Below are 21,883 nucleotides of genomic sequence, written 5' to 3'. Positions count from 1 at the left end.
TCAGGATCGGCCGCATGATCAAGGGAATCATGTTCGATTTCTCCGGCACCCTCTTCCGGGTCGAGCCGACCGAGCGGTGGCTGGCGGCGGTGGCGGCTTCGGCGGGCCTGGAGCTGACGGCCGAGGAGCTGGCAGCGGGCGCGGCCCGGCTGACCGAGTACGGTGCGCTGCCCGGCGGCGCCGAGCCCCGGACCCTGCCGGCCGGGCTGGCGGCGGCGTGGGAGGCCAGGGACCTGAGCGCGGAGCAGCACCGGGCGGCGTACACCGGGCTGGCCAGGGCGGCCTGGGAGCCGGGGCGGGAGCTGGCCGACGCGCTGTACGACCGCCACATGACGCCGGAGGCCTGGCAGCCCTACCCCGACGCCGAGCCGGTGCTGCGCGAGCTGCGCCGGCGCGGCCTGCCGGTCGCGGTGGTGAGCAACATCGGCTGGGACCTGCGCCCGGTCTTCCGCGGCCACGGGCTGGACGAGCTGGTCGACGCCTACCTGCTCTCCTGCGAGGTGGGGGCGAAGAAGCCGGATCCGGTGATCTTCAAGGCCGCCTGCGACCGGCTCGGCCTGGCGCCGGCCGACGTGCTGATGGTGGGCGACCACCGGACGCAGGACGGCGGCGCCGCGGCGCTCGGCTGCTCGCTGCTGCTGGTCGACCACCTGCCGGTGGAACACCGGCCGGCCGGGCTGGCCCCGCTGCTCGACCTGCTCGACTGAAGCGGGGGGCGGACCCGTGACCCGCGGGCGCGGGCGTCGTTGACAACGGGGTGGCCCAGGGTGCCGGGGACGGTGGCTGACGGTACGTAAACTTAGGTTAGGCTAACCTAAGTTTACCGTCCCGCACCCTGGAGTCCACGGTGACCCTGACAGCCGAGTCCCCCCACCCCGTCGGCGACGCGATCCTGCGCCGTCAGCGGGTCCGCGAGTCCGCCGCCCGCACCTACGCGCGCTCCTTCCCGATCGTCCCCGTGCGCGCCAGCGGCATGACGGTGGAGGGCGCCGACGGCCGTCGCTACCTCGACTGCCTCTCCGGCGCCGGCACCCTCGCGCTCGGCCACAACCACCCCGTGGTGCTGGCCGCGATCCGCCGCACGCTGGACAGCGGCGCCCCGCTGCACCTGCTCGACCTGGCCACCGCCGAGAAGGACGACTTCACCACCGCGCTGCTGGAGAGCCTGCCGGCGCCGTTCGCGAACGACGCCCGGGTGCACTTCTGCGGCCCGGCCGGCACCGACGCGGTGGAGGCCGCGCTCAAGCTGATGCAGACCGCCACCGGGCGGCGCGGCGCGCTCGCCTTCACCGGTGCCTACCACGGCATGACGGCGGGCGCGCTCGCGGTGACCGGCAACGTCGCCGTCAAGGAGCCGCTGCCCAGCGGCGGCGAGGTCACCCGGCTGCCCTACCCGTACTCCTACCGCTGCCCGTTCGGGGTCGGCGGCGAGGCGGGCGAGCGGCTGGCCGCGGTCTACGCCGAGCGGCTGCTCGACGACCCGGCGGGCGGGGTGGTGCCGCCCGCCGCGATGATCGTGGAGGCGGTGCAGGGCGAGGGCGGCGCGGTGCCCGCGCCGGACGGCTGGCTGCGCGAGATGCGCCGGATCACCGCCGAGCGCGGCATCCCGCTGATCGTCGACGAGGTGCAGACCGGCGTCGGGCGGACCGGCGCGATGTGGGCGGTCGAGCACAGCGGCATCGTCCCCGACGCGATGGTGCTCTCCAAGGCGATCGGCGGCAGCCTGCCGCTCGCGGTGGTCGCCTACCGCGCGGAGTACGACGGCTGGCGCCCCGGCGCGCACACCGGCACCTTCCGCGGCAACACCCTCGCCATGGCGGCCGGCGCCGCCACCCTGCGCCACGTGGCGGCGAACGGCCTGGCCGCGCGGGCCGAGCAGGTCGGGCGGCGGCTGATGACCGAGCTGACGGCGCTCAAGGAGCGGCTGCCGGTGATCGGCGACGTCCGCGGACGCGGGCTGATGCTCGGCGTCGAACTCGTCGACCCGGCGGGCGGGCCGGACGCCGTCGGCTCCTGCCCGCCGGACCCGGCGCTGGCCGTGCGGGTCCGGGAGGCCTGCCTGGCCCGCGGACTGATCGTCGAGCTCGGCGGGCGGCACGACGCGGTGCTGCGCCTGCTGCCGCCGCTGACCATCACCGACGAACAGGCGGGGGCCGTGCTGGAGCGCCTCGCCGAGGCGATCGCGGCGGCGGCCGGGGACGGGTCGTGACCGGTCTGACGGAGCACCGGCACCGCGCGGTGGCCGTCGACCCGGCGGCGCTGGCCGGCGGCGAGCACGGGCCGGCGGCGCTGCGCCCGCTGCTGGAGCAGGTGCTCGCGGCGCTGGCCGCCGGCGCCGCCCGGCGCGGCGGCCCGGTGACCGGCGGCGATCCGCGTGAGCTGGCCGAGCGGGTGGCCCGCGCCGCCCGGGCACCGAGCGGGGCCGGCGCGCTGGGCGCGCTCACCGAGCTGCTCGCCCACGGCGCCGCCGACCCGGCCGACCCCGCCTGCGCCGCCCATCTGCACTGCCCGCCGCTGGCCGTCGCGGTCGCCGCCGACCTCGCGGTCAGCGCGCTCAACCCCTCGCTGGACTCCTGGGACCAGGCGCCGGCCGCCACCGTGCTGGAGACCGAGCTGCTGGCCGAACTGGCGGCGCTGGTCGGCTACCGGCCGGACCGGGCCGCCGGGGTGCTCACCTCCGGCGGCACCGAGTCCAATCTGCTCGGTCTGCTGCTGGCCCGCGACCGGCTGCTGCCCGGACAGCCGGAGCTGACCGGGGTCGACCCCGCCCGCCGCCCGCGGGTCTTCGCCTCCCGGGCCGCCCACTTCTCCATCCAGCGCGCGGCGGCGGTGCTCGGCCTCGGCGAGCGGGCGGTGGTCCCCATCGAGGTCGACCGCGACCAGCGGATGGACCCGGGGGCGCTGGCCCGGGCGCTGACCGAGGCCCGGCGCGCGGGGCAGACCCCGCTCGCCGTGGTCGCCACCGCCGGCACCACCGACACCGGCGCGATCGACCCGCTGACCGCCTGCGCCGAGCTGGCCGCCGACCACGGTGCCTGGCTGCACGTGGACGCCGCGTACGGCGGCGGCGCGCTGCTCTCCGCGCGGCTGGCCCCGCTGCTGGCGGGCCTGGAACTCGCCGACTCGGTCTCGCTGGACTGGCACAAGCTGGGCTGGCAGCCGGTGGCCGCCGGGGTGTTCCTGGTCCGGCGGGCCGAGAGCTACGACTCGCTGGCCCGCCGCGCGGCCTACCTCAACCCGGCGGACGACGAGGAGGCGGGCTACCCGAGCCTGCTCGGCCGCTCGCTGCGCACCACCCGCCGGGCCGACGCGTTCTCGCTCATGGTCACCCTGCGCACGCTCGGCCACGTCGGCCTGGGCGCCCTGGTCGACCGCTGCCGCGAGCTGGCCCTGGCGGCGGCCGGCGGGATCCGGGCCAGGGCGGAGCTGGAGCTGCACGGCGACCCGCTGCTGACCACCGTGCTCTTCCGCCAGCTGCCCGCCGACCCGGTCCGGCGGGCCGACCCGGCGGCCGTGGACGCCTTCAACGCCGCGCTGCGCCGGCGCCTGCTGGCCACCGGGCGGGCGGTCCTGGGGCGGACCGAACTGCCGTGCGCGGGTGGGAGGGCGGTGGCCGGACAGGTGCGGCTCAAGCTCACCCTGCTCAACCCGCAGGCCACCGAGGCGGACCTGGAGCGGCTGCTCGACCTGGTCGTCCTGACCGGCCGCGAGCTGGACCGGGCGGGGGAGTAGGGCCGGCCCGGAGGCCCGCGTGGTCTGCGGGTGGAGCGGCGAGGGCCGGGCCCGGCTCCCCGGGCTCAGCTCTCCAGACCGAGCAGGAGCGCCCGGGTGCGCTCCCAGGTCTGCGGGTCGCAGGCGACCAGCAGTCCGTCCGCGCCGCCCGGCGGGTCGGCGCGGTAGGGGGTGCCGTCCAGCCGGGCCGAGACGCCGCCGGCCTCGCGCACCAGCAGCGAGCCGGGGGCGTGGTCCCAGGGGAGGGTGCGCCAGTACAGCAGGAAGTCCAACGCGCCGTCGGCGAGCAGCGGGTACTCCATGCCCGCCGCGCGCCGCCCCGGGGTCAGCTCGCCGAAGGCGCTGGAGTCGGGGGCGAGGCCGGGGAAGTGCTCCGGGCGGCGCAGGTAGGGCTTGACCGAGCCGCGCCAGCGGGCGGGGTCGGCGGGTGCCGGGGCCCGGGTCAGCCGGTGCCCGTCGCGCCAGGCGCCGGCGCCCAGCTCGGCGGCGTAGGCGGTGCGGGTCATCGGCTGCCAGATCCAGGCAGCCACCGCCTGGCCGTCGCGCACCAGCGAGGCCATCACAGCGAAGTCCGGCCGCCCGGCGACGAAGTTGGCGGTGCCGTCGACCGGGTCGACCAGCCAGCAGGCGGGCTCGTTGTGCAGCGCCAGGGCGAGCGCGGGGTCGGCGGCCACCGCCTCCTCGCCGACCACCGGCAGCGGCAGCAGCTCCTGCAGCCGACGGGTGATGATCGCCTCGGCCTCCCGGTCGGCGATGGTCACCACGTCGCCGGGGGCCTTCTCCATCACCTCGCCGGCCGCCAGCGCCCGGAAGCGCGGCTCGACGGCCTGGGCCGCGGCCTCGGTGAGGATCTCGGCCACCTTCTCCATCAGCACGCCGGTGCGCTCCCTTCACTCGGGACCACTCTCGCACGCCCGCACCGATCCGACCTGCGCCGACCAGGGAGTGGACCCGGGCCGTCCGAGGGGCGGCGGTGGTGCTGCGGTCAGCCGGTGGTGGACTGGCACACCATGGAGCGCTGGGCGGCGGCCCGCAGCTGGGACCTCTGAGGTCAGCGGCGGCGGCGCAGCACCTCGTCGTACTCGGCGTGCACCCGGCGGTCCAGGGCCAGGCCGAACTGGGCGTCCGCGACGGTGCGGGCCAGCGGGCGGATCCGGGTCAGCGCCTCGGTGAGGTGGGCGGCCTCGCCGGGCGGCAGCGGCTCCTCGCCGGCGAGCGCGCCGAGCAGCTGATCGCGGATCAGGCCGACGAAGACCTCGGCCACCGCGTCCGCGTACTCCTGCGCCTTGCGGCTGGCGTCCAGCACCGCGGCCAGCGGGATGCCCTCGGCGATCAGCGCGGTGGTGGCGTCCATCAGGCGGCGGCTGACGTGGGTGATGCCGTCCTCGGAGACGGTGATGTAGCCCTGGGCCAGCGACTCGGCGGTGTTGGCCTCGGTGAGCTGGTCGCCGAAGGCCGTGCGCAGCTCGTCCCAGTCGAGCGAGACCGGGGTCTCGTCCGACCAGGGGGAGATGATGGCCGCCGCCAGGCCGATCAGCTCCGCGACGTCCCGCCCGCTCTCGCCCGCGCCGATCAGCTCCGCGATGCCGCCCAGGGTGTGGCCGCGCTCCAGGAGCTCGGCGATCACCCGTAGCCGGGCCAGGTGCGCCTCGCCGTACCAGGCGATCCGGCCCTCCCGGCGCGGCGGCGGCAGCAGTTTGCGCTCGCGGTAGAAGCGCAGCGTGCGGGTGGTGATGCCGGCGGCTGCGGCCAGCTCCGCCACCCGGTACTCGCGCGGGCCGGCCGCTTCGTTCTCGATCTCCGCCACGCCGTCAGCATAGGGCGCGGGGACGGCGGAACCGGCGCGGTCGGACGTCTTCCTAGACACGCTGTCAACAGCTACCCTGCCAATCATGCCAGTAATCACTGGCGCGATTGATCCTCATACGCTTAGGCGTCCCCCAGAGAGGACTCGCCGCATGGCTGCCAGCAAGTCCGCGCAACGCACCCGGCCCAAGGCGCCCGACGCCACCCAGCATGTCGCCGTCGCCGTGATCGGCTCGGGCTTCGGCGGCATCGGCGCCGGCGTCCGGCTGCGCCGCGCCGGGATCACCGACTTCGTGATCCTGGAGCGCGCCGGCTCGGTCGGCGGCACCTGGCGGGACAACAGCTACCCCGGCTGCGCCTGCGACGTGCCCTCGCACCTCTACTCCTTCTCCTTCGCGCTCAACCCCGACTGGCCGCGCAGCTTCTCCGGCCAGGGCGACATCCGCGCCTACCTGGAGCAGGTCACCGACACCTTCGGCCTGCGCCCGCACCTGCGCTTCCACCACGAGGTCACCGAGGCCCGCTGGGAGAGCGCGCACACCCGCTGGCGGATCACCACCACCGGCGGGGAGTGGACCGCCGACGCGCTGGTCTCCGCCACCGGCCCGCTCTCCGACCCGCAGATCCCCGAGCTGCCGGGCCTGGACGCCTTCCCCGGGCAGGTCTTCCACTCCTCGCAGTGGGACCACGGGCTGGACCTCGCCGGCAAGCGGGTCGCGGTGGTCGGCACCGGCGCCTCGGCGGTCCAGATCGTGCCCGAGATCCAGCCGAAGGCGGCCCGCCTCACGCTCTTCCAGCGCACCCCCGGCTGGGTGCTGCCGAAGCTGGACCGGGAGATCAGCGCCCTGGAGAAGCGGTTGCACCGCGCGGTGCCGGCCACCACCGCGCTGCGCCGGGCGGCGCTGTTCGCGGTCCGCGAGCTGCAGGTGGACGCCTTCGTGCGCCGCCCTGGCACGCTGAAGCTGGTCCAGAAGCTCGCCCTGCGGCACCTGGCCCAGCAGGTCGGCGACCCCGCGCTGCGGGCCAGGCTCACCCCCGACTACCGGATCGGCTGCAAGCGGATCCTGCTCAGCCAGACCTACTACCCGGCGCTGGCCGCACCCAACAGCGAGGTGACCGCGGGGCTGCGCGAGGTGCGCGGCTCGACCCTGGTGGCCGCCGACGGCAGCGAGCACCAGGCCGACGTGATCATCTTCGGCACCGGCTTCCACGTCACCGACATGCCGATCGGCGCCCGGGTCTTCGGCGCCGACGGGCGCAGCCTGGCCGAGGTGTGGAAGGAGGGCATGGAGGCGCTGCGCGGCTCCACCGTGCGCGGCTTCCCCAACCTCTTCTTCGTGATCGGCCCCAACACGGGCCTGGGCAACAGCTCGATGATCCTGATGATCGAGTCGCAGCTGAACTACCTCGTCGACGCGCTGACCACACTGCGCTCGGTGGGCGCCACGGCCCTGCAGCCCACCGAGCGGGCCCAGCGGCACTGGAACCAGCGGCTCCAGCACCGGATGTCGCGCACGGTGTGGACCACCGGCGGCTGCCGCAGCTGGTACCTGACCGAGGACGGCAAGAACACCACGCTCTGGCCCGGCTCCACCGGCGCCTTCCGCCGCGCCACCCGCCGCGTCGATCTGGCCGAGTACGAGCTGATCAAGCGCCGGCTGCCCGCCACCGCCGCTGCCGACGCCGACGCCGACGCCGAGGAGGTCCGCGCGTGAGCCGGTCCGAATTCGTCCTGCCCGAGCCGGTGCAGCGGCTGCGGGTGCGCTCCGCCGACGGCAGCTGGCTGAACGCCGAGACCTTCGGCCCGTCCGGGGCGCCGATCGTGGTGCTGGTGCACGGCTGGACCTGCAACACCGCCTTCTGGGCCCCGGTGGTGCACCGGCTGGCCGCCGAGCACCAGGTGATCGCCTACGATCAGCGCGGCCACGGCCGCAGCGACATCCCGGTCGGCAGAGCCGGCTACAGCACCAGAGCGCTCGCCGAGGACCTGCAGGCCGTGGTCACCCGGCTCGTCCCCGAGGGCCGGCGGGCCGTGCTGGCCGGCCACAGCATGGGCGGGATGACCGTCATGGCGGCCGGCGGGCGCCGCGCGGTGGCCGCGCGGACGGCGGCGGTGCTGCTGTGCAGCACCGGCGCGAGCGACCTCACCGACCACCTGCGGGTGCTGCCGCCCTTCGTCCGCCCGCCCGCGCTGCGCCGGGCGCTGCACCGGCACGTGCTGCAGTCCGCCCTGCCGATGGGGCCGGTCAGCGCGCTCTCCAAGGCGCTGCTCAAGCAGGGCACGATGGGCCCGGGCGCGACCGCCGCACAGGTCGCCGCCTGCGCCGAGATCGTGCACGCCTGCCCCGCCGGGGTGCGCTCGGGCGCCGCGCGGATGCTCGGCGACCTGGACGTGCGCCCCGGTCTGACGATGCTGGAGGCGCCCACCGCGATCATGGTCGGCAGCCGTGACAAGCTCACCCCGCCGCCGCACGCGCACGCCATGTACGCCGCACTGCGCCGCCCCGACGGCCTGCAGGAACTGCCGGGCGTCGGCCACATGGCGCCGATCGAACGCCCCGACGAGGTCGCCGCGGAGCTCCGCCGCCTCGTGCGCACCCATCTGACCAGCGAGAGGACCGAAGTCGCATGACCGTTCCGCCGTTGCACGCACAGGTCGTCGTCGTCACCGGCGCGGCCCGGGGGCTGGGGGCGCTGATGGCCCGCAAGCTGGCCGATCGCGGCGCCCGGGTGGCGCTGGTCGGCCTGGAGCCGGCCGAACTTAAGACGGTCGCCGAGCAGTGCGGCCCCGAGGCCTCCGCCTGGGAGGCCGACGTCACCGACCTGGTCGCGCTCAGCGCGGTGGCCCAGCAGGTCAAGGAGCGGTACGGGCGGATCGACACGGTGGTGGCCAACGCCGGCATCGCGATCGGCGGCCCGCTGCTGGACAGCGATCCGGCGGCCTACAACCGGGTGATCGAGGTCAACCTGCTCGGCAGCGTGACCACCGCGCGGGCCTTCCTGCCCGCGCTGATCGAGAGCCAGGGCTACCTGCTGCAGATCGCCTCGCTGGCCGCGATCACCCCCGCGCCGCTGATGAGCGCCTACTGCGCGAGCAAGGCGGGCGTCGAGGCGTTCGCCCATGCGCTGCGCGCCGAGGTCGCGTACCAGCAGGTGCGGGTCGGGGTCGGCTACCTGAGCTGGACCGACACCGACATGGTGCGCGGGGCCGACCAGGACGACGTGCTGCGCGAGATGCGGGCCAAGCTGCCCTGGCCGGCCAACCGCACCTACCCGATCGAGCCGGCCGTGGACCGGCTGGTGGCCGGCATCGCCCGCCGCTCGGCGCACGTCTACGCCCAGGCCTGGCTGCGCGGCATGCAGCCGGTCCGCTGGCTGCTGCCGCCGCTGGTCGCCGCGGTCGGCTCCCGCGAGGTGGCCCGCCTCGCGCCCCGGCTGGCGGCCACCGCCGCGGCCCGGCTGCGCCCGGTCGGCGCGGGCGGGGCGGCCGACGAGGCCTCGCGCAGCGTGCGGGGGTAGCTCCTGTCGGCGACGGTGGGCGGGGGAGGAGGCGACGGGCCGGACGGTAGGATCTGGGCACACCCCTGATCGAAAGGCCCGCGTAGCCGATGGCCCCCCGCCTGTCCGTCGTCGTCCCGATCTACAACGTCGAGCGCTACCTCCAGGAGTGCCTCGACTCGATCGCCGCCCAGACGTTCCGCGACTTCGAGTGCGTCATGGTGGACGACGGCTCGACCGACTCCAGTGCGGCGATCGCCGAGGCGTTCGCCGCCGAGGACGCGCGGTTCCGGCTGGTCCGCCAGCAGAACAAGGGCCTCGGCGCGGCCCGCAACACCGGCTGGCGCAACCTGACCGAGGGCACCGAGTTCCTGGCCTTCGTGGACAGCGACGACAGCCTGCCGCCCGGCGCCTACCAGCTGATGATCAGCACGCTGGAGCAGACCGGCTCGGACTTCGTGGCCGGCAACGTGCTGCGGTTCCGCTCGACCGGCTCCTACCAGTCGAACGCGCACGTCAAGCCGTTCCGGCAGACCCGCCTCAAGACCCACGTGACCGAGCTCCCGGCGCTGGTCACCGACCGCACCGCGTGGAACAAGGTCTACCGGCGCGGCTTCTTCGACGCGGCCGGCATCCGCTACCCCGAGGGCATCCTCTACGAGGACGCCCCGGTCAGCGTGCCGCACCACTACCTCGCGGTCAGCGTGGACGTGCTCGCCGACCACATCTACCACTGGCGCGAGCGCGAGCTGGACGATCCGTCGATCACCCAGGGGCGCACCAACCCCCGCGGGCTGGCCGACCGGGTCCGCTCGATGGAGCTGGTCCGCGAGTGGCTGCTGGCCCGCCCCGAGCCGAAGTTCCGCGAGTACCTGCGCTCCTACGACCAGAACTGCCTGGTCGAGGAGATCCCGATGTTCTTCTGGTGGGTGCCGGACGGCGACCGGGCCTACCGCGCGGTCTACCAGGAGCACGTCAGCCGGCTGCTGCGGCTGATCGGCACCGACCGGCTGCGCGCGCTGCGCGCCCCGCTGCGGGTCAAGTACCAGCTGACGCTGGCGAACCGGATGGAGGAGTTCGTCGCGCTGCAGCGGGTGCACCGCGCCTACCGGCGCCGGGTGACCCGGCTCAAGGCCCGCGCGGCCGCGGCCCGGGGCTGACGGTTCGGGGCTGAAGACTCGGGCCTGACCGTCCGGGGCGGACGGCCCGGGCCCCGCTGGACCGTCGGGCACGGACCCTGACTGCCCATCAGCGGCGCGACCCGCTACGGTCGCGCCATGACAACTGCCCTCATCACCGGCGCGACCGCCGGAATCGGTGCCGCCTTCGCCCGCCGCCTGGCCAAGGACGGCCACGACCTGGTGCTGGTCGCCCGCGACACCAAGCGGCTGACCGAGGCCGCCGCGGAGCTGGAGTCCCGCTTCGGCGTGCACGCCGAGGTGCTCACCGCCGACCTGGCCACCGAGGAGGGGATCGGCGCGGTCGAGCAGCGCCTCTCGGACGGCGAGCGGCCGGTCGGCATCCTGGTCAACAACGCCGGCTTCGGCAACCGCGGCAGCTACCTGAGCGTCCCGCTGGAGCAGGAGCTGGAGATGGTCAAGGTGCACATCGAGGCGGTGCTGCGGCTGACCAGCGCGGCGCTGCCCGGGATGCGCGAGCGCGGCTTCGGCGGGGTGGTGAACGTCGCCTCGGTGGCGGCCTTCGTGCCCCGCGGCACCTACGGGGCGAGCAAGGCCTGGATGGTCAACTTCACCCAGGGCGTGGCGCGCGACCTGGCCGGCAGCGGTGTGCGGCTGCTGGCGCTGTGCCCCGGCTTCACCCGCACCGAGTTCCACCAGCGGGCCGGGATGGGCACCAAGAACGTGCCGGCCTGGGGCTGGCTGTCCGCGGAGCGGGTGGTGGACGAGGCGTTGCGCGACCTGGCCCGGGGGCGGACCCTGTCGGTGCCGAGCAAGCGCTACAAGGCCGTGGTGGCCCTGGCCCGGATCCTGCCGGCCGGCCGCTTCGGCGGGATCTCCACCAAGGCGGCGCGCAGCTACGGCACGGACTGATCCGGGGCGCACGGAATGCGGGCGGTGCGCCACTGGTTTTCGGGGATAGCTCATTATTAGCTCACCTAACAATGAGCTATCCTCGCCATGTCGCCTTCCGCTTGGAGGTTCCATGAGGCCCGACAGAATCGACTGGACGCCGCCCACCCGCGATCCGGACCAGCCGCGCCCGCCGGCGCAGCTGCGCCGGATCCTGGCGCTGTTCCGCCCCTACCGCGGACGCCTGGCCGTGGTCGGGCTGCTGGTCGCGGCCTCGGCCGTGGTCTCGGTGGCCACCCCGTTCCTGCTGCGCGCCGTGCTCGACGTGGCGATCCCGCAGGGCCGCACCGGGCTGCTGAGCCTGCTGGCGCTCGGCATGATCGCCGCCGCCGTGGTCAACAGCGTCTTCAACGTGCTGCAGACGCTGATCTCCACCACGGTCGGCCAGCGGGTCATGCACGACCTGCGCACCGGCGTCTACAGCCACCTGCAGCGGATGTCGCTGGCCTTCTTCACCCGCACCCGCACCGGCGAGGTGCAGTCCAGGATCGCCAACGACATCGGCGGCATGCAGTCCACCGTCACCTCCACCGCCACCTCGCTGGTCTCCAACCTGACCAGCGTGGTGGCCACCGTGGTCGCCATGGTCGCGCTCGACTGGCGGCTGACCGTGGTCTCGCTGCTGCTGCTCCCGCTCTTCGTCTGGATCAGCCGCCGGGTGGGCAACGAGCGCCGCCGGATCACCACCGAGCGCCAGCGGCAGCTCGCCAGGCTCTCCTCCGCCGTGCAGGAGTCGCTCTCGGTCAGCGGCATCCTGCTCGGCCGCACCATGGGCCGCGCCGACTCGCTGGCCCGGGACTTCACCCGGCAGAGCGACGAGCTGGCCGAGCTGGAGGTGCGCTCCAGCATGGCCGGGCGCTGGCGGATGAACGTGATCCAGATCGTGATGTCCGCGATGCCCGCGGTGATCTACTGGGCGGCCGGCCTGACCGCCGGCGGCGGGGCGCCGATCGTCTCGATCGGCACCCTGGTCGCCTTCGTGACCCTGCAGCAGGCGCTCTTCCGCCCGTCCGTCCAGCTGCTCTCCACCGGCGTGGACGTGCAGACCTCGCTCGCGCTGTTCCAGCGGATCTTCGAGTACCTCGACCTGCCGGTGGAGATCGACGAGCCGGCCGACCCGGTGCGCCTGCCCGAGGTGCGCGGCGAGGTGCGCTTCGAGCACGTGGACTTCGGCTACGACCCCGAGCGCCCGGCCGGAACGCTGGCCGACATCGACCTGACGGTGCCGGCCGGCACCTCGCTGGCGCTGGTCGGGGAGACCGGCTCGGGCAAGACCTCGCTCAGCTACCTGGTGCCCCGGCTCTACGACGTCACCGGCGGCCGGGTCGCCATCGACGGCGTGGACGTGCGCGAGCTGGCCTTCGAGACGCTGTCGGCGACGGTCGGCGTGGTCTCCCAGGAGACCTACCTCTTCCACGCCTCGGTCGCCGAGAACCTGCGCTTCGCCAAGCCCGAGGCCACCGACGAGGAGCTGGTCGAGGCCGCCCGGGCGGCCCAGATCCACGACCACATCGCGGGCCTGCCGGACGGCTACGACACCCTGGTCGGCGAGCGCGGCTACCGCTTCTCCGGCGGCGAGAAGCAGCGCCTGGCGATCGCCCGGACCGTCCTGCGCAACCCGCCGGTGCTGATCCTGGACGAGGCCACCAGCGCGCTGGACAACCAGACCGAGCAGGCCGTGCAGCAGGCGATCGACGCCCTGGCGGCGGGCCGCACCACGATCACCATCGCGCACCGGCTCTCCACCGTGCGCCGGGCCGACCAGATCGCGGTGCTGGACCACGGCCGGGTCGTCGAGCTCGGCACCCACGAGGAGCTGGTCGCGCTGGACGGCCGCTACGCCGCGCTGCTGCGCCGCGAGGCGCCCACTGATGCGGCCGGGGCCGCCGGAGTGGCGGCGGTCGAGCCGGAGCTTCAGGCGGCCTTCGGCACCTCGTTGTAGACCTCGGCGGGTTCCTGGCCGGAGAGCTGCTGGATGGCCTGCATGATCTCGTCGGTCACCTGGCGGCGGACCCGGGCCGAGCCGGCCTGGCCGTGCAGGGCGGCGAAGTCCAGCGGCTCGCCGAACTTCACCGTCACCTTGCGCAGCCGGGGCCGGCGCTTGCCCACCGGCAGGATCTTCTCGGTGCCCGCCAGCGCCACCGGCACCACCGGCACGCCCGCGGTCAGCGCCAGCCAGGCCACGCCGGTCTTGCCCCGGTAGAGCCGGCCGTCCAGCGAGCGGGTGCCCTCGGGGTAGATGCCGAAGGCCCGGCCCTCCTCGAGGATCTCCAGGGCTGCGTTGAGCGCGGCCTGCGCCAGGTGGGCCTCGCCGCGCTGGACCGGGACGGCGTCGATGGCGTGGAAGAACGAGCGGGAGAGCCGCCCCTTGAAGCCGGTGCCCGTGAAGTACTCGGCCTTCGCCAGGAAGCTGATCGGCCGCGGGGCGGTCAGCGGGATCACCACGCTGTCGATGAACGACAGGTGGTTGATCGCCAGGATCACCCCGCCCTTGCGCGGTACCTGGTCAAGACCCTCGATGACCGGCCGGTAGAGCGCCTTCGCCAGCGGCTTGAGCACCAGCTTGGTGATGATCTTGATCATGGACCCTCCCCGGGGCGCCGGGCCCGCGTAGCTCGATTCTCCCGGCTGGCGAACGTTCTGGAATGACCTTTCATACCATCAGTACGACCGGAGGCCACAGTCGAGCAGGGAGCCCCGGGGCGTGCGCTACCGCGCGCCGAGGCCCTTGCGCACGCCGGCTTTGAGGGTGCGGGGCAGCCGGGCGGCGCGGCGCAGCTCGTCGTAGCCGCGCCAGGAGTCGCGGGCCGCCAGCCGGTACTGCAGGCCGCCCACCCCGCCGGGGTAGCGGTAGCCGGCCGGGCGGTGGGCGGCGAAGTGTGCGGCGATCCGGCCGAAGAAGTCGCGGCGCAGCTCGGCGGGGACCAGCCCCGGGGTGTCGTAGATGGTCAGCGCCTGCTTGACGGTCCGCTCGAAGACCAGGGTGCGCAGGTCGTCCGCCTCCGGGTGGCGGTCCAGGAAGGCGAAGATCGCGTCGTACTGGGCGAAGGCGTCGGCGTGCTTGGCGGAGGAGGTGGCGGTGATCGCGCCGGGCCGGCCGCGGCGGTAGTTGTAGCAGGAGCGGTCGAGGTAGCGCAGCCGGCCGGCGGTCAGCAGGGCCGGGTAGGTGACCGAGATGTCCTCGTAGAAGCCGCGCCCGAAGGAGACCTGCAGGCCGTCCAGGAAGGCGCGGCGGAAGACCTTGTTCCAGACCGAGAGCACGGTGCGCAGCAGCGTCCGGTGCTCGCGCAGCGTGCAGCCCTCGGCGCTCTCCAGCGGGGAGCCCGCCAGCAGGTGGCGCCAGGGGTTGGGCTCGGTGCTGTCGTCGGGGTAGACGTGGCTGAAGCCGGTGATCAGCACGTCCAGCGGGGTGCCGCCGGCCGCCGCGCGCTCGCGTTCGGCCCGCAGCTCGGCCAGCACGGCGGTGAGGGCGCCCTCGGGGAGCCAGTCGTCGCTGTCCACGCACCAGAGGTACTCGCCGCGCGCCTCGGGCAGCGCGGCGATCCGGGCGCCGCCCAGGCCCTGGTTCTCGGCCAGGTGCAGCACCCGCAGGCGGGAGTCGCGGGCGGCGTACGCGTCGAGGATCGCGCCGCAGTCGTCGGGGGAGCGGTCGTCGACCGCGATCACCTCGAAGTCGGTGGCCTCCTGCCCGTCGAGCAGCGAGTCCAGGCAGCGGGGCAGGAAGCGCTCCACGCCATGGACGGGTACGACGATGCTGAGGAGGACTGGCACGTCGGCCACTGTACAGAGGCGCCGGTGCCGCGCCGGGAGCGGGCGGCACCGGCGACCGTTGGCGGCCTGGCCGACCCTCAACGGCCGGCCGCCGATCCTCCACTGCCTGAAGCCTGGCCGCCGCACCATTGGGGAGGCCTGACAGTGGACTCAGGAAGTGGTGGAAGCTGAGCTGGAGGCTCAGTGGTCGTGCGTGTCATGTTTTGTGTTCATCAGTCGAACGCTCAGGTCGGCTGGATGGCGACTGAAGCCACTGTGACAGATACTGCTTGGACGGATCGAGCCCGTCAATCCCCCGCAAGTATTCAGTTTCCGAACGATCGGGGGGCCGTCGTCGGCGGCCTGGCGGCCCGGGCGCCCCGCAGGCGGGGTTCTCGTGACGGCGGGGCTGACGTACCGTGGCCTTGACGCTTCGTCAGCGGCTCGGATCGCGTGCGGGTTTCGGTCGGGTTTGCCCGTATCGATGCCCAGTCGTGACCGAGCCAGGGGTCCCTGGTGCCACGTGAGTTGTCATCACACGATACGGTGGCAGAACTCCAGGACGGTTGCGTGAGGACCGTCCCTCCCGGATAGTCTTCGCCTCACGGCCCTGGCGCCTCGTAGGGGTGGGAATAGTCATGGAACAGTTGCAAGTGCGGAACAGGCCCCGCGTGCCGGCCATTCAGTGCGGCGTGGGCACGACCGGGCGGCGGATCGAGCGCCACCTGTCCGTACTCGGCGCGCCCGCCGTTCCCGCGGTCGACACCGCGGAGGCCCTCGGCCTGATAAGGGAGCTGACGCCCCGCGGCGTGAGCCCGCACGCGGCCCCGCGCCGCACCACCCGGGTGCTGCTGCTGGCCCCGCTGCGCCGCCTCAAGCGCAGCCTCTTCGGAAGCCGCCACTAGGGCTTGCCCCAAGGCTGCCCCAGGGCCTGTCCGGCCTCGACGGACGACCTCCGGTGCCCGGTCGGGCAGGCGGAGGTTGTCCCGCACCGGTGTCGCAGCGCAGGATGGCGCCATGGCCGACACGTTCCAGACCCGGACCTTCGAGATTGTGACCGGCGACCGCGAGGTCGCCCTGGACATCACCGAGCGCTGTGCGGACTTCCTCGCCGAGGCGGCGGCCGGACGCGACGGGCTGTTGAACGTCTTCGTCCCGCACGCCACGGCCGGTGTCGCCGTGCTGGAGACCGGCGCCGGCAGTGACGACGACCTGCTCGCGGTGCTGCGCGACCTGCTGCCGCCCGACGACCGCTGGCGCCACCGCCACGGCAGCCCGGGCCACGGTCGCGACCACGTGCTCCCCGGCCTGGTGGCCCCGCACGCCACGCTGCCGGTGATCGGGGGGCGGATGGCGCTCGGGGTCTGGCAGTCGGTGGTGCTGATCGACACCAACGGGGACAACCCGCGCCGCACGGTGCGGCTCTCCTTCCTGGGCTGAGCGAGGATGGACCGCATGTCCGACGACGATGCCGCCTACTGTCCCGCCCCCGCCGCGGCCGACGCCGCGCTGAGCGCGCTCGCCCCCGCCGAGCCCGGCGCCGGCCCCCGGGCGGACTGCGTGCTGTGCGGCGAGGCCACCGAGTACCCGGCGGGCACCCCTGGCAGCACCCTGTGCGCCCGCTGCGCCTGGCAGCAGGCCCAGCGCGGGGCCTGCTCGGGCTGAGCCCCCTGGTCGGCTAGCCCTCTTCCGGGCCGGTGAGGTGCAGGGTGGAGCCGTGCCGGGTCTTGCGGACCAGGAGCTGGGCGGGGACGCGCTGGCGCAGGTCGGCGACGTGGCTGACGATGCCGACCGCGCGGTCGCGCTCGCGCAGCCCGTCCAGGACGTCCATCACCTCCTCCAGCGCCTGCTCGTCCAGGGTGCCGAAGCCCTCGTCGATGAAGAGGGTGTCCAGCGGCATGCCGCCCGCCTCGTCGGTGACCACGTCGGCCAGGCCCAGGGCCAGCGCGAGGGAGGCGAAGAAGCTCTCGCCGCCGGAGAGGGTGGCGGTGTCCCGCTCGGTGCCCGTCCAGGCGTCGACCACCAGCAGGGACAGGCCGGAGCGCCGGCCGCCCGGGCCGCGTTCGTCGCTGTGCACCAGGGTGTAGCGCCCGCCCGACATCCGGACCAGGCGGGTGCTGGCGGCTGCCGCGACCTGTTCCAGGCGCGCGGCCAGCACGTAGGACTCCAGGCGCATCTTGAGCCGGTTGTCGCCGCTGGTGCCGCCGGCCAGCTGGGCGAGCCGGCTGATCTCGCCGAAGGCGGTCAGCCGGGGCGCCAGGTCGCGGGCCAGCTCGGCCAGCCGGTGGCCGAGGCCGGCCAGCTCGTGGCGGCGCTCGCGGGCGGCGTGCTCGGCGGCGGCAGCGGTCCGCAGCGCGCCGGTGGCCGTGGCCAGCACCTGCTGCGCCCGCGCGGGATCGGCCGGCGGCAGCGCGGCGGCGGCCACCAGCTCGGGACGGCCCAGCTCGTCGGCGACGGCGCGGCGCTCGGCCGCGCGCTCGGTGAGGCGTCGGCGCAGCGCCGCCAGCTGCTCGGCGGGCAGGGCGGCCGCCGCTGCCTCGTCCGCCGTGGCGAAGCCGGCGGTGCGGGCGGTCAGGGCCAGCTCCTGCTCGGCCTCGCGCAGTTGCTCGGCGGCCTGTTCGGCCGCCCGGTCGGCCTGGACGGCGGCGGCCAGCGCCTGCGCCAGGCGGCCCAGCCGCTCGGCGCGGGCGGCCACCGAGGGGGCGTCGCCGCGGGCCTCGGCGACCCGCTCCGCCAGCTCGGCCCGCTCGGCGGCCAGCGCGTCCAGCCGGGCGGTGCCGGCCGCCACCCGCTCGCGGCTCTCGTGCAGCTGGGCGCTGTACCGCTGCTCCTGCTGCTCCAGCCGCTCGCGCTGCTGGAGCAGCACGGTCAGCTGCTCGGCGGCCTGCAGCTCGCCGCGCAGCTGCCGGGTCAGCTCGTCGAGCTGCCCGGCCAGCACGGCGACGGGCTGCTCGCCCGCCGTGGCGTCGGCCGCGGCGGCAGCCACCCGGAGCCTGGTCAGCTCCGTCTCGGCGCCGGCGAGTGCGCGCTCGGCGCGCTGCTGGGCCGCGGCGGCGGCCTGCTCGTCGGCCTCCCGGACCGGGGCACCGGCCGGGGCGGCGGGCGCCGGGTGCTCGGTCGAGCCGCAGACCAGGCAGGCCTCGCCGCCGCGCAGGCGGTCGGCCAGTTCCGCGGCGATCCCGTCCAAGCGGCGCCGGCGCAGCTCCAGGCCGTGCTCGCGGGCGTCCAGCGCATGCTGCCGGTGGTCCAGCAGGGCGCGCTCGGCCTCGGCGGTCGCGGTGCGCAGCTCGTCGCGCCGGTGCGCGGCGGCCAGCCGCTGCTCGGCCTCGGTGCGCTGGGCGCGCAGCTGCTCGGCGCGGGCGGCGGCACCACGGGCGGTCTCCTCGCGCTGCCGGCGCTCCTCGGCCTCGGCCTGCTCGGTGGCGAGCCAGCGCTCGGCCTCCTGCGCGGCCTCCTCGGCCCGGCGCAGCTCGGCGGCCTCCCGCTGCCCGTCGGCGGTCAGCGCGGCGGCGCGGCGCTCGTCGGCGGTCGCCGACTCCAGCCGCCCGATCGCGGCGCTGGTCGCGGCCTCGGCCGCGACCAGCCGCTCGACGGGGGCCGCGGCGTCGGCCGCGCTCTGGGGTGCGCTTGGGGGGGTGTCGGGGGCGCCCGGCTGGCCCGCCGCACTCCACAGCGGCGCCAGCGCGCGCCGGGCGGCCTGCGCGGCCTGCCCGGCGCGGTGGTGCGCCGTCGTGGCGGCCGAGCGGCGGCGCAGCGCGGACTCCACCGTGAGCGCGGCCTGGGCCAGGGTCAGCCGTTGCTGCTCGGTGTTCTCCTGGTCCAGCGTCCGGGCCAGATCGGCGGAGCGGCGCAGTGCCTCGGCGTGCCGCCGCTGCCGGGCCGCCAGCTCCTGGTGGGCGGCGAGCGCCTGCTCGGCGTCCCGGTGGCGGGCCTCGGCCGTGCCGAGCGCGACGGTGGCGGCGGTGTGCGTCTCGGCGGCCTCGCAGCGCAGCAGCGCGGCCCAGCCCAGGGCGGCCTGGGCCAGGTCCGGCTCGGCGGCCCGCGCCGCCGCCTGCCCGGTGGCCGACTGCTGGGGGATGGCCGCCCGGCGCCGGGTGCCGTCCTCGGGGTGCGGCTCGGCGTCGGCGGGCAGCCACTGCTCCGCCGGGTGGGCGGTGCGGCCGGCCGCCTGCTCGGTGCGTCCGACCAGCTCGCGCAGCCGGCGCCGGTCGGCCTGGACGGCCGCCTCGTGCTCGCGGCGGCGCTCGGTCAGCCAGGACTCCACCCGGCGGTAGCGCTCGGTGTCGAAGAGCCGGCCGAGCAGCTCGGCGCGCTGGGTGGCGTCCGCCTTGAGGAACCGGGCGAAGTCGCCCTGCGGCAGCAGCACCACCTGGCAGAACTGCTCGCGGCTCATCCCGATCAGGCGCAGCAGCTCCTCGCCGGTCTCCTGGTGCGAGCGGCTGGCCGCCTGCCAGCCCGGCTGCCCCTGACCGGCGTCGGCGACCCACTCGCGCAGCAGGGTCTGGGCCTTCTCGGTGGTCCAGCCGGTGCCCTTCTTCTTGGGGCGCGGCTGCTCGGGCAGCCGGGTGATCTCCAGCCGCCGCCCGCCCAGGGTCAGCTCCAGCGTCACCGCGGTGAGCTCGTGCGGATCGGCGTGGTCGCTGCGCATCCGGTTGGCCCGGCGACTGCCGGGCAGCTCGCCGTAGAGCGCGTAGCAGACCGCGTCGAGCACGCTGCTCTTGCCCGCGCCGGTGGCGCCGCGCAGCAGGAACAGCCCGCCGGCGGCGAGCGCGTCGAAGTCCACCTGCTGGCGGCCGGCGAACGGGCCGAAGGCGGTGACGGTCAGCCGGTGCAGTCTCATCGGGGCAGCTCCGCCCGGTCCTGCTGGTCCAGCCGCACCTGCTCGAAGCCGGCGCGCAGCAGGGAGCGCTCGGCCGCGGCCAGCTCGACGCCCGGGCGGACGTGCCGCACGAAGCTCTCGGCCACCTCCAGCTCGGCGCGTCCGCGCACCCGCGCGGCGTAGGAGACGGGGGCCTCGGCGGGCTGCTCCTCCGGTTCGAAGAGCAACTGCAGGGTGTGCGGGAAGCGGCGGCGCAGCCGTTCCATCGGCTCGCTGGGGCGGCCCGGGTCGGTGAGGGTGACCTGGACCCAGGACTGCTCGTGCTCGGCGTACTCGGGCTGCTCCAGGAGCTCGTCGAGCCGGCCGCGCAGGCAGGCCAGCGGGCGCGGCACCGGGCAGTCGATCCGCTCGGCGCTGACCTCGCCGTCGGCGGCCAGGTCGACCAGCCACATGGTCTTGCGCTGGCGGGCCTCGGAGAAGGAGTAGGCGAGCGGCGAGCCGCTGTAGCGCAGGTGCGGGGCGAGGGTCTGGGCGCCGTGCAGGTGGCCTAGCGCGGCGTAGTGCACGCCGTCGAAGACGCTCGCCGGCACGCTCGCCACGCCGCCCACCGCGATGTCCCGCTCGCTGTCGCTGGGCGCGCCGCCGGTGACGAAGGCGTGCGCGAGCACCACCGCCCTGGTGCCCGCGGGGCGGGTCGCCAGATCGGCCCTGACCTGGTCCATCGCCGCGCCGAGCACGGTGGCGTGTCCGCCGCGGGCCAGCCCGAACCGCTCCCGCACCAGGGCCGGCTCCAGGTAGGGCAGCCCGTAGACCGCCACCGGGCCGTGCCGGTCGGCGAGCAGCACCGGGGTGCCGCAGCCGTCCGGGTCGGTGCGCAGGTGGATGCCGGCCCGCTGGATCAGGCCGGCGCCCACGCCCAGGCGGCGGGCCGAGTCGTGGTTGCCGCTGATGAAGACGGTGGGCACGCCCAGCTCGGCCAGCCGGTGCAGCACCTCGTCGAAGAGCGCGACCGCGTCCAGGCCGGGCAGCGCCCGGTCGTAGACATCGCCCGCGACCAGCACGGCCTCGACCTCGTGCGCCCGGACCACCGCCACCAGGTGGTCGAGGAAGGCGCGTTGGGCCTCGTGCAGGTTCTCCCGATGGAAGGAGCGGCCCAGGTGCCAGTCGGAGGTATGCAGCAGACGCATGCCGTCGACCCTAGCGGGCGGCGCCGACAAACCACGGCCACTCTTTCGGCACACTGGTCCCGGGAGCGTTCCGGCGCTCCCGCCCTGCGACCTGGGACAGGCGGTGGGCGGAGGTGCCCCAAGCGGGCGTGAGGGCTGTTCATCGACCTCCTGTTCGGGGAAGATCAACAGGTCGGACCCCGCGCGGCCCCTTGATCCCCGCGCCGGTGCCGGCCAGCGCACCACGACCACCGGCCCGGCGGGCCCGACCCCGGAGGGAGAGCTATGCAGCGGATCGAGTACAGCGCGGAAATCGCCGAGCTGCTGGGCCGCATCCGGCGCCGCCCGGCGGCGGGCTGGCCCTGGCGGCCGGGCGAGGAGGTGCCGCCGGGGCTGCCGGTGAAGCAGTCCTGGGGCTGGCTGTTCGCACCGGACGGGCGGGTGCTGACGCTGGTGAACCCCAGGGACGGGATCGTCAGCCTGCCCGGCGGTTCGCTGGAGCCCGAGGACCGCGGCGATCCGGCGGCGGCACTGGCCCGGGAGGCGGGCGAGGAGGCGCAGGCGCTGATCGGCCCCGCGCACTACCTGGGCTACCTCTACGACCGGGTCGGCTCGGCCAACGGCGGCCACGAGTGCGCCCGGGTGCGGATGGCCGCCGCGCTGCGCGCGGTCGGGGCGAGCGAGCCCGATCCGGCCTCCGGGCGGCACTACCGGCGGCTGCTGGTGGCGCCGGGCCTGGCGGTGGAGCTGCTCGGCTGGGGCCCGCCCGGTCTGCGGCAGGCCCGGGCGGCGGTGCGCGCGGCGGTGGCGCAGCTGGGGGTGCCGGCGGCGGCGAACGAGGTGATCGAGGAGCTGCCGCTGACCGGGTGCGAGGTCTTCCCGCTGGTCGGCTGAGAGCCGGACGGGCTCGGGGCCCGGCCGGGGAGCGCCGGTCCTGGCGCGGTACTCACACCTGTGGGCGTTCCGGGCGGGCGGTGTGCGCGTTTCGGGTGAGCCGTGCGGGCCGGTCGGCTAGGGTCGGT

19 protein-coding genes are annotated in these 21,883 nt (G+C 75.2%); 13 read left to right on the top strand and 6 right to left on the bottom strand.

Annotated features, from left to right (window positions below):
* Nucleotides 1-14 precede the first annotated feature (14 nt).
* The 3 genes from OG294_RS09420 to OG294_RS09410 all read left to right on the top strand — a co-directional run bounded on the left by OG294_RS09420 (nt 15) and on the right by OG294_RS09410 (nt 3,732).
* A complete protein-coding gene (locus OG294_RS09420) occupies nt 15-707 on the top strand; it encodes an HAD family hydrolase (RefSeq protein WP_327065996.1) in 693 nt (230 codons plus the stop codon).
* A gap of 140 nt (nt 708-847) precedes the next feature.
* A complete protein-coding gene (locus tag OG294_RS09415; protein ID WP_327065995.1) occupies nt 848-2,209 on the top strand; it encodes a diaminobutyrate--2-oxoglutarate transaminase family protein in 1,362 nt (453 codons plus the stop codon).
* Nucleotides 2,206-3,732, top strand: coding sequence for a pyridoxal phosphate-dependent decarboxylase family protein (locus tag OG294_RS09410; RefSeq protein WP_327065994.1), 1,527 nt, complete (start codon nt 2,206-2,208; stop codon nt 3,730-3,732). Before OG294_RS09415 ends, OG294_RS09410 begins: the two co-directional genes overlap by 4 nt.
* 65 nt (nt 3,733-3,797) lie before the next feature.
* Here the strand turns inward: OG294_RS09410 and OG294_RS09405 are convergent, their stop codons facing one another.
* Nucleotides 3,798-4,601 (bottom strand): inositol monophosphatase family protein, encoded by an 804-nt coding sequence (locus OG294_RS09405; protein WP_327071484.1) that lies wholly within the window; start codon nt 4,599-4,601, stop codon nt 3,798-3,800.
* A 182-nt stretch (nt 4,602-4,783) separates the two neighbouring features.
* Nucleotides 4,784-5,539: a MerR family transcriptional regulator gene (locus tag OG294_RS09400; protein WP_327065993.1), complete on the bottom strand. Its 756-nt coding sequence runs from the start codon at nt 5,537-5,539 to the stop codon at nt 4,784-4,786.
* 151 nt (nt 5,540-5,690) lie between these two features.
* On the opposite strand from OG294_RS09400, the gene OG294_RS09395 reads away from it, so the two are divergent.
* The 6 genes from OG294_RS09395 to OG294_RS09370 all read left to right on the top strand — a co-directional run bounded on the left by OG294_RS09395 (nt 5,691) and on the right by OG294_RS09370 (nt 13,068).
* Nucleotides 5,691-7,253 (top strand): flavin-containing monooxygenase, encoded by a 1,563-nt coding sequence (locus tag OG294_RS09395; protein ID WP_327065992.1) that lies wholly within the window; start codon nt 5,691-5,693, stop codon nt 7,251-7,253.
* Complete coding sequence (locus OG294_RS09390) at nt 7,250-8,170, top strand: alpha/beta fold hydrolase (RefSeq protein ID WP_327065991.1); 921 nt, start codon at nt 7,250-7,252, stop codon at nt 8,168-8,170. Before OG294_RS09395 ends, OG294_RS09390 begins: the two co-directional genes overlap by 4 nt.
* Entirely contained in the window at nt 8,167-9,057 is an 891-nt protein-coding gene (locus tag OG294_RS09385) for an SDR family oxidoreductase (RefSeq protein WP_327065990.1), read from the top strand. Before OG294_RS09390 ends, OG294_RS09385 begins: the two co-directional genes overlap by 4 nt.
* A gap of 89 nt (nt 9,058-9,146) precedes the next feature.
* Entirely contained in the window at nt 9,147-10,196 is a 1,050-nt protein-coding gene (locus OG294_RS09380) for a glycosyltransferase family 2 protein (protein ID WP_327065989.1), read from the top strand.
* 117 nt (nt 10,197-10,313) lie between these two features.
* A complete protein-coding gene (locus OG294_RS09375) occupies nt 10,314-11,087 on the top strand; it encodes an SDR family NAD(P)-dependent oxidoreductase (RefSeq protein WP_327065988.1) in 774 nt (257 codons plus the stop codon).
* 112 nt (nt 11,088-11,199) lie between these two features.
* The gene (locus OG294_RS09370) at nt 11,200-13,068 is read left to right on the top strand and encodes an ABC transporter ATP-binding protein (RefSeq protein ID WP_327065987.1); all 1,869 of its coding nucleotides are present in this window, start codon (nt 11,200-11,202) and stop codon (nt 13,066-13,068) included.
* On the opposite strand, the gene OG294_RS09365 is transcribed toward OG294_RS09370, so the two are convergent.
* Complete coding sequence (locus tag OG294_RS09365) at nt 13,041-13,709, bottom strand: lysophospholipid acyltransferase family protein (protein ID WP_327065986.1); 669 nt, start codon at nt 13,707-13,709, stop codon at nt 13,041-13,043. The genes OG294_RS09370 and OG294_RS09365 overlap by 28 nt on opposite strands.
* A gap of 126 nt (nt 13,710-13,835) precedes the next feature.
* Nucleotides 13,836-14,897: a glycosyltransferase family 2 protein gene (locus tag OG294_RS09360; RefSeq protein ID WP_327065985.1), complete on the bottom strand. Its 1,062-nt coding sequence runs from the start codon at nt 14,895-14,897 to the stop codon at nt 13,836-13,838.
* 617 nt (nt 14,898-15,514) lie between these two features.
* Between OG294_RS09360 and OG294_RS09355 the strand changes: the two genes are divergently transcribed.
* The 3 genes from OG294_RS09355 (at nt 15,515) to OG294_RS09345 (ending at nt 16,541) form a co-directional block, all read left to right on the top strand.
* Complete coding sequence (locus OG294_RS09355; protein ID WP_327065984.1) at nt 15,515-15,781, top strand: hypothetical protein; 267 nt, start codon at nt 15,515-15,517, stop codon at nt 15,779-15,781.
* A 112-nt stretch (nt 15,782-15,893) separates the two neighbouring features.
* Complete coding sequence (locus OG294_RS09350; protein WP_327065983.1) at nt 15,894-16,316, top strand: YjbQ family protein; 423 nt, start codon at nt 15,894-15,896, stop codon at nt 16,314-16,316.
* 15 nt (nt 16,317-16,331) lie between these two features.
* Nucleotides 16,332-16,541, top strand: coding sequence for a hypothetical protein (locus tag OG294_RS09345; protein ID WP_442789127.1), 210 nt, complete (start codon nt 16,332-16,334; stop codon nt 16,539-16,541).
* Nucleotides 16,542-16,554: 13 nt separating this feature from the next.
* On the opposite strand, the gene OG294_RS09340 is transcribed toward OG294_RS09345, so the two are convergent.
* Both OG294_RS09340 and OG294_RS09335 read right to left on the bottom strand, forming a co-directional pair.
* Nucleotides 16,555-19,716: an SMC family ATPase gene (locus tag OG294_RS09340; protein ID WP_327065981.1), complete on the bottom strand. Its 3,162-nt coding sequence runs from the start codon at nt 19,714-19,716 to the stop codon at nt 16,555-16,557.
* Nucleotides 19,713-20,882, bottom strand: coding sequence for an exonuclease SbcCD subunit D (locus tag OG294_RS09335; protein WP_327065980.1), 1,170 nt, complete (start codon nt 20,880-20,882; stop codon nt 19,713-19,715). The genes OG294_RS09340 and OG294_RS09335 overlap by 4 nt, the downstream gene beginning before the upstream one ends.
* A 264-nt stretch (nt 20,883-21,146) precedes the next feature.
* Here OG294_RS09335 and OG294_RS09330 point away from each other — a divergent pair, with 264 nt between their 5' ends.
* Nucleotides 21,147-21,755 carry a hypothetical protein gene (locus tag OG294_RS09330; RefSeq protein WP_327065979.1) on the top strand — a complete coding sequence of 203 codons (609 nt, stop codon included), beginning with the start codon at nt 21,147-21,149 and terminating at the stop codon, nt 21,753-21,755.
* The last annotated feature ends 128 nt before the right edge of the window (nt 21,756-21,883 follow it).

The sequence above is a fragment of the Kitasatospora sp. NBC_01302 genome (genome assembly GCF_035976515.1).
Classification (GTDB): Bacteria; Actinomycetota; Actinomycetes; order Streptomycetales; family Streptomycetaceae; genus Kitasatospora.
This window is presented reverse-complemented; position numbering and strand designations above follow the sequence as displayed.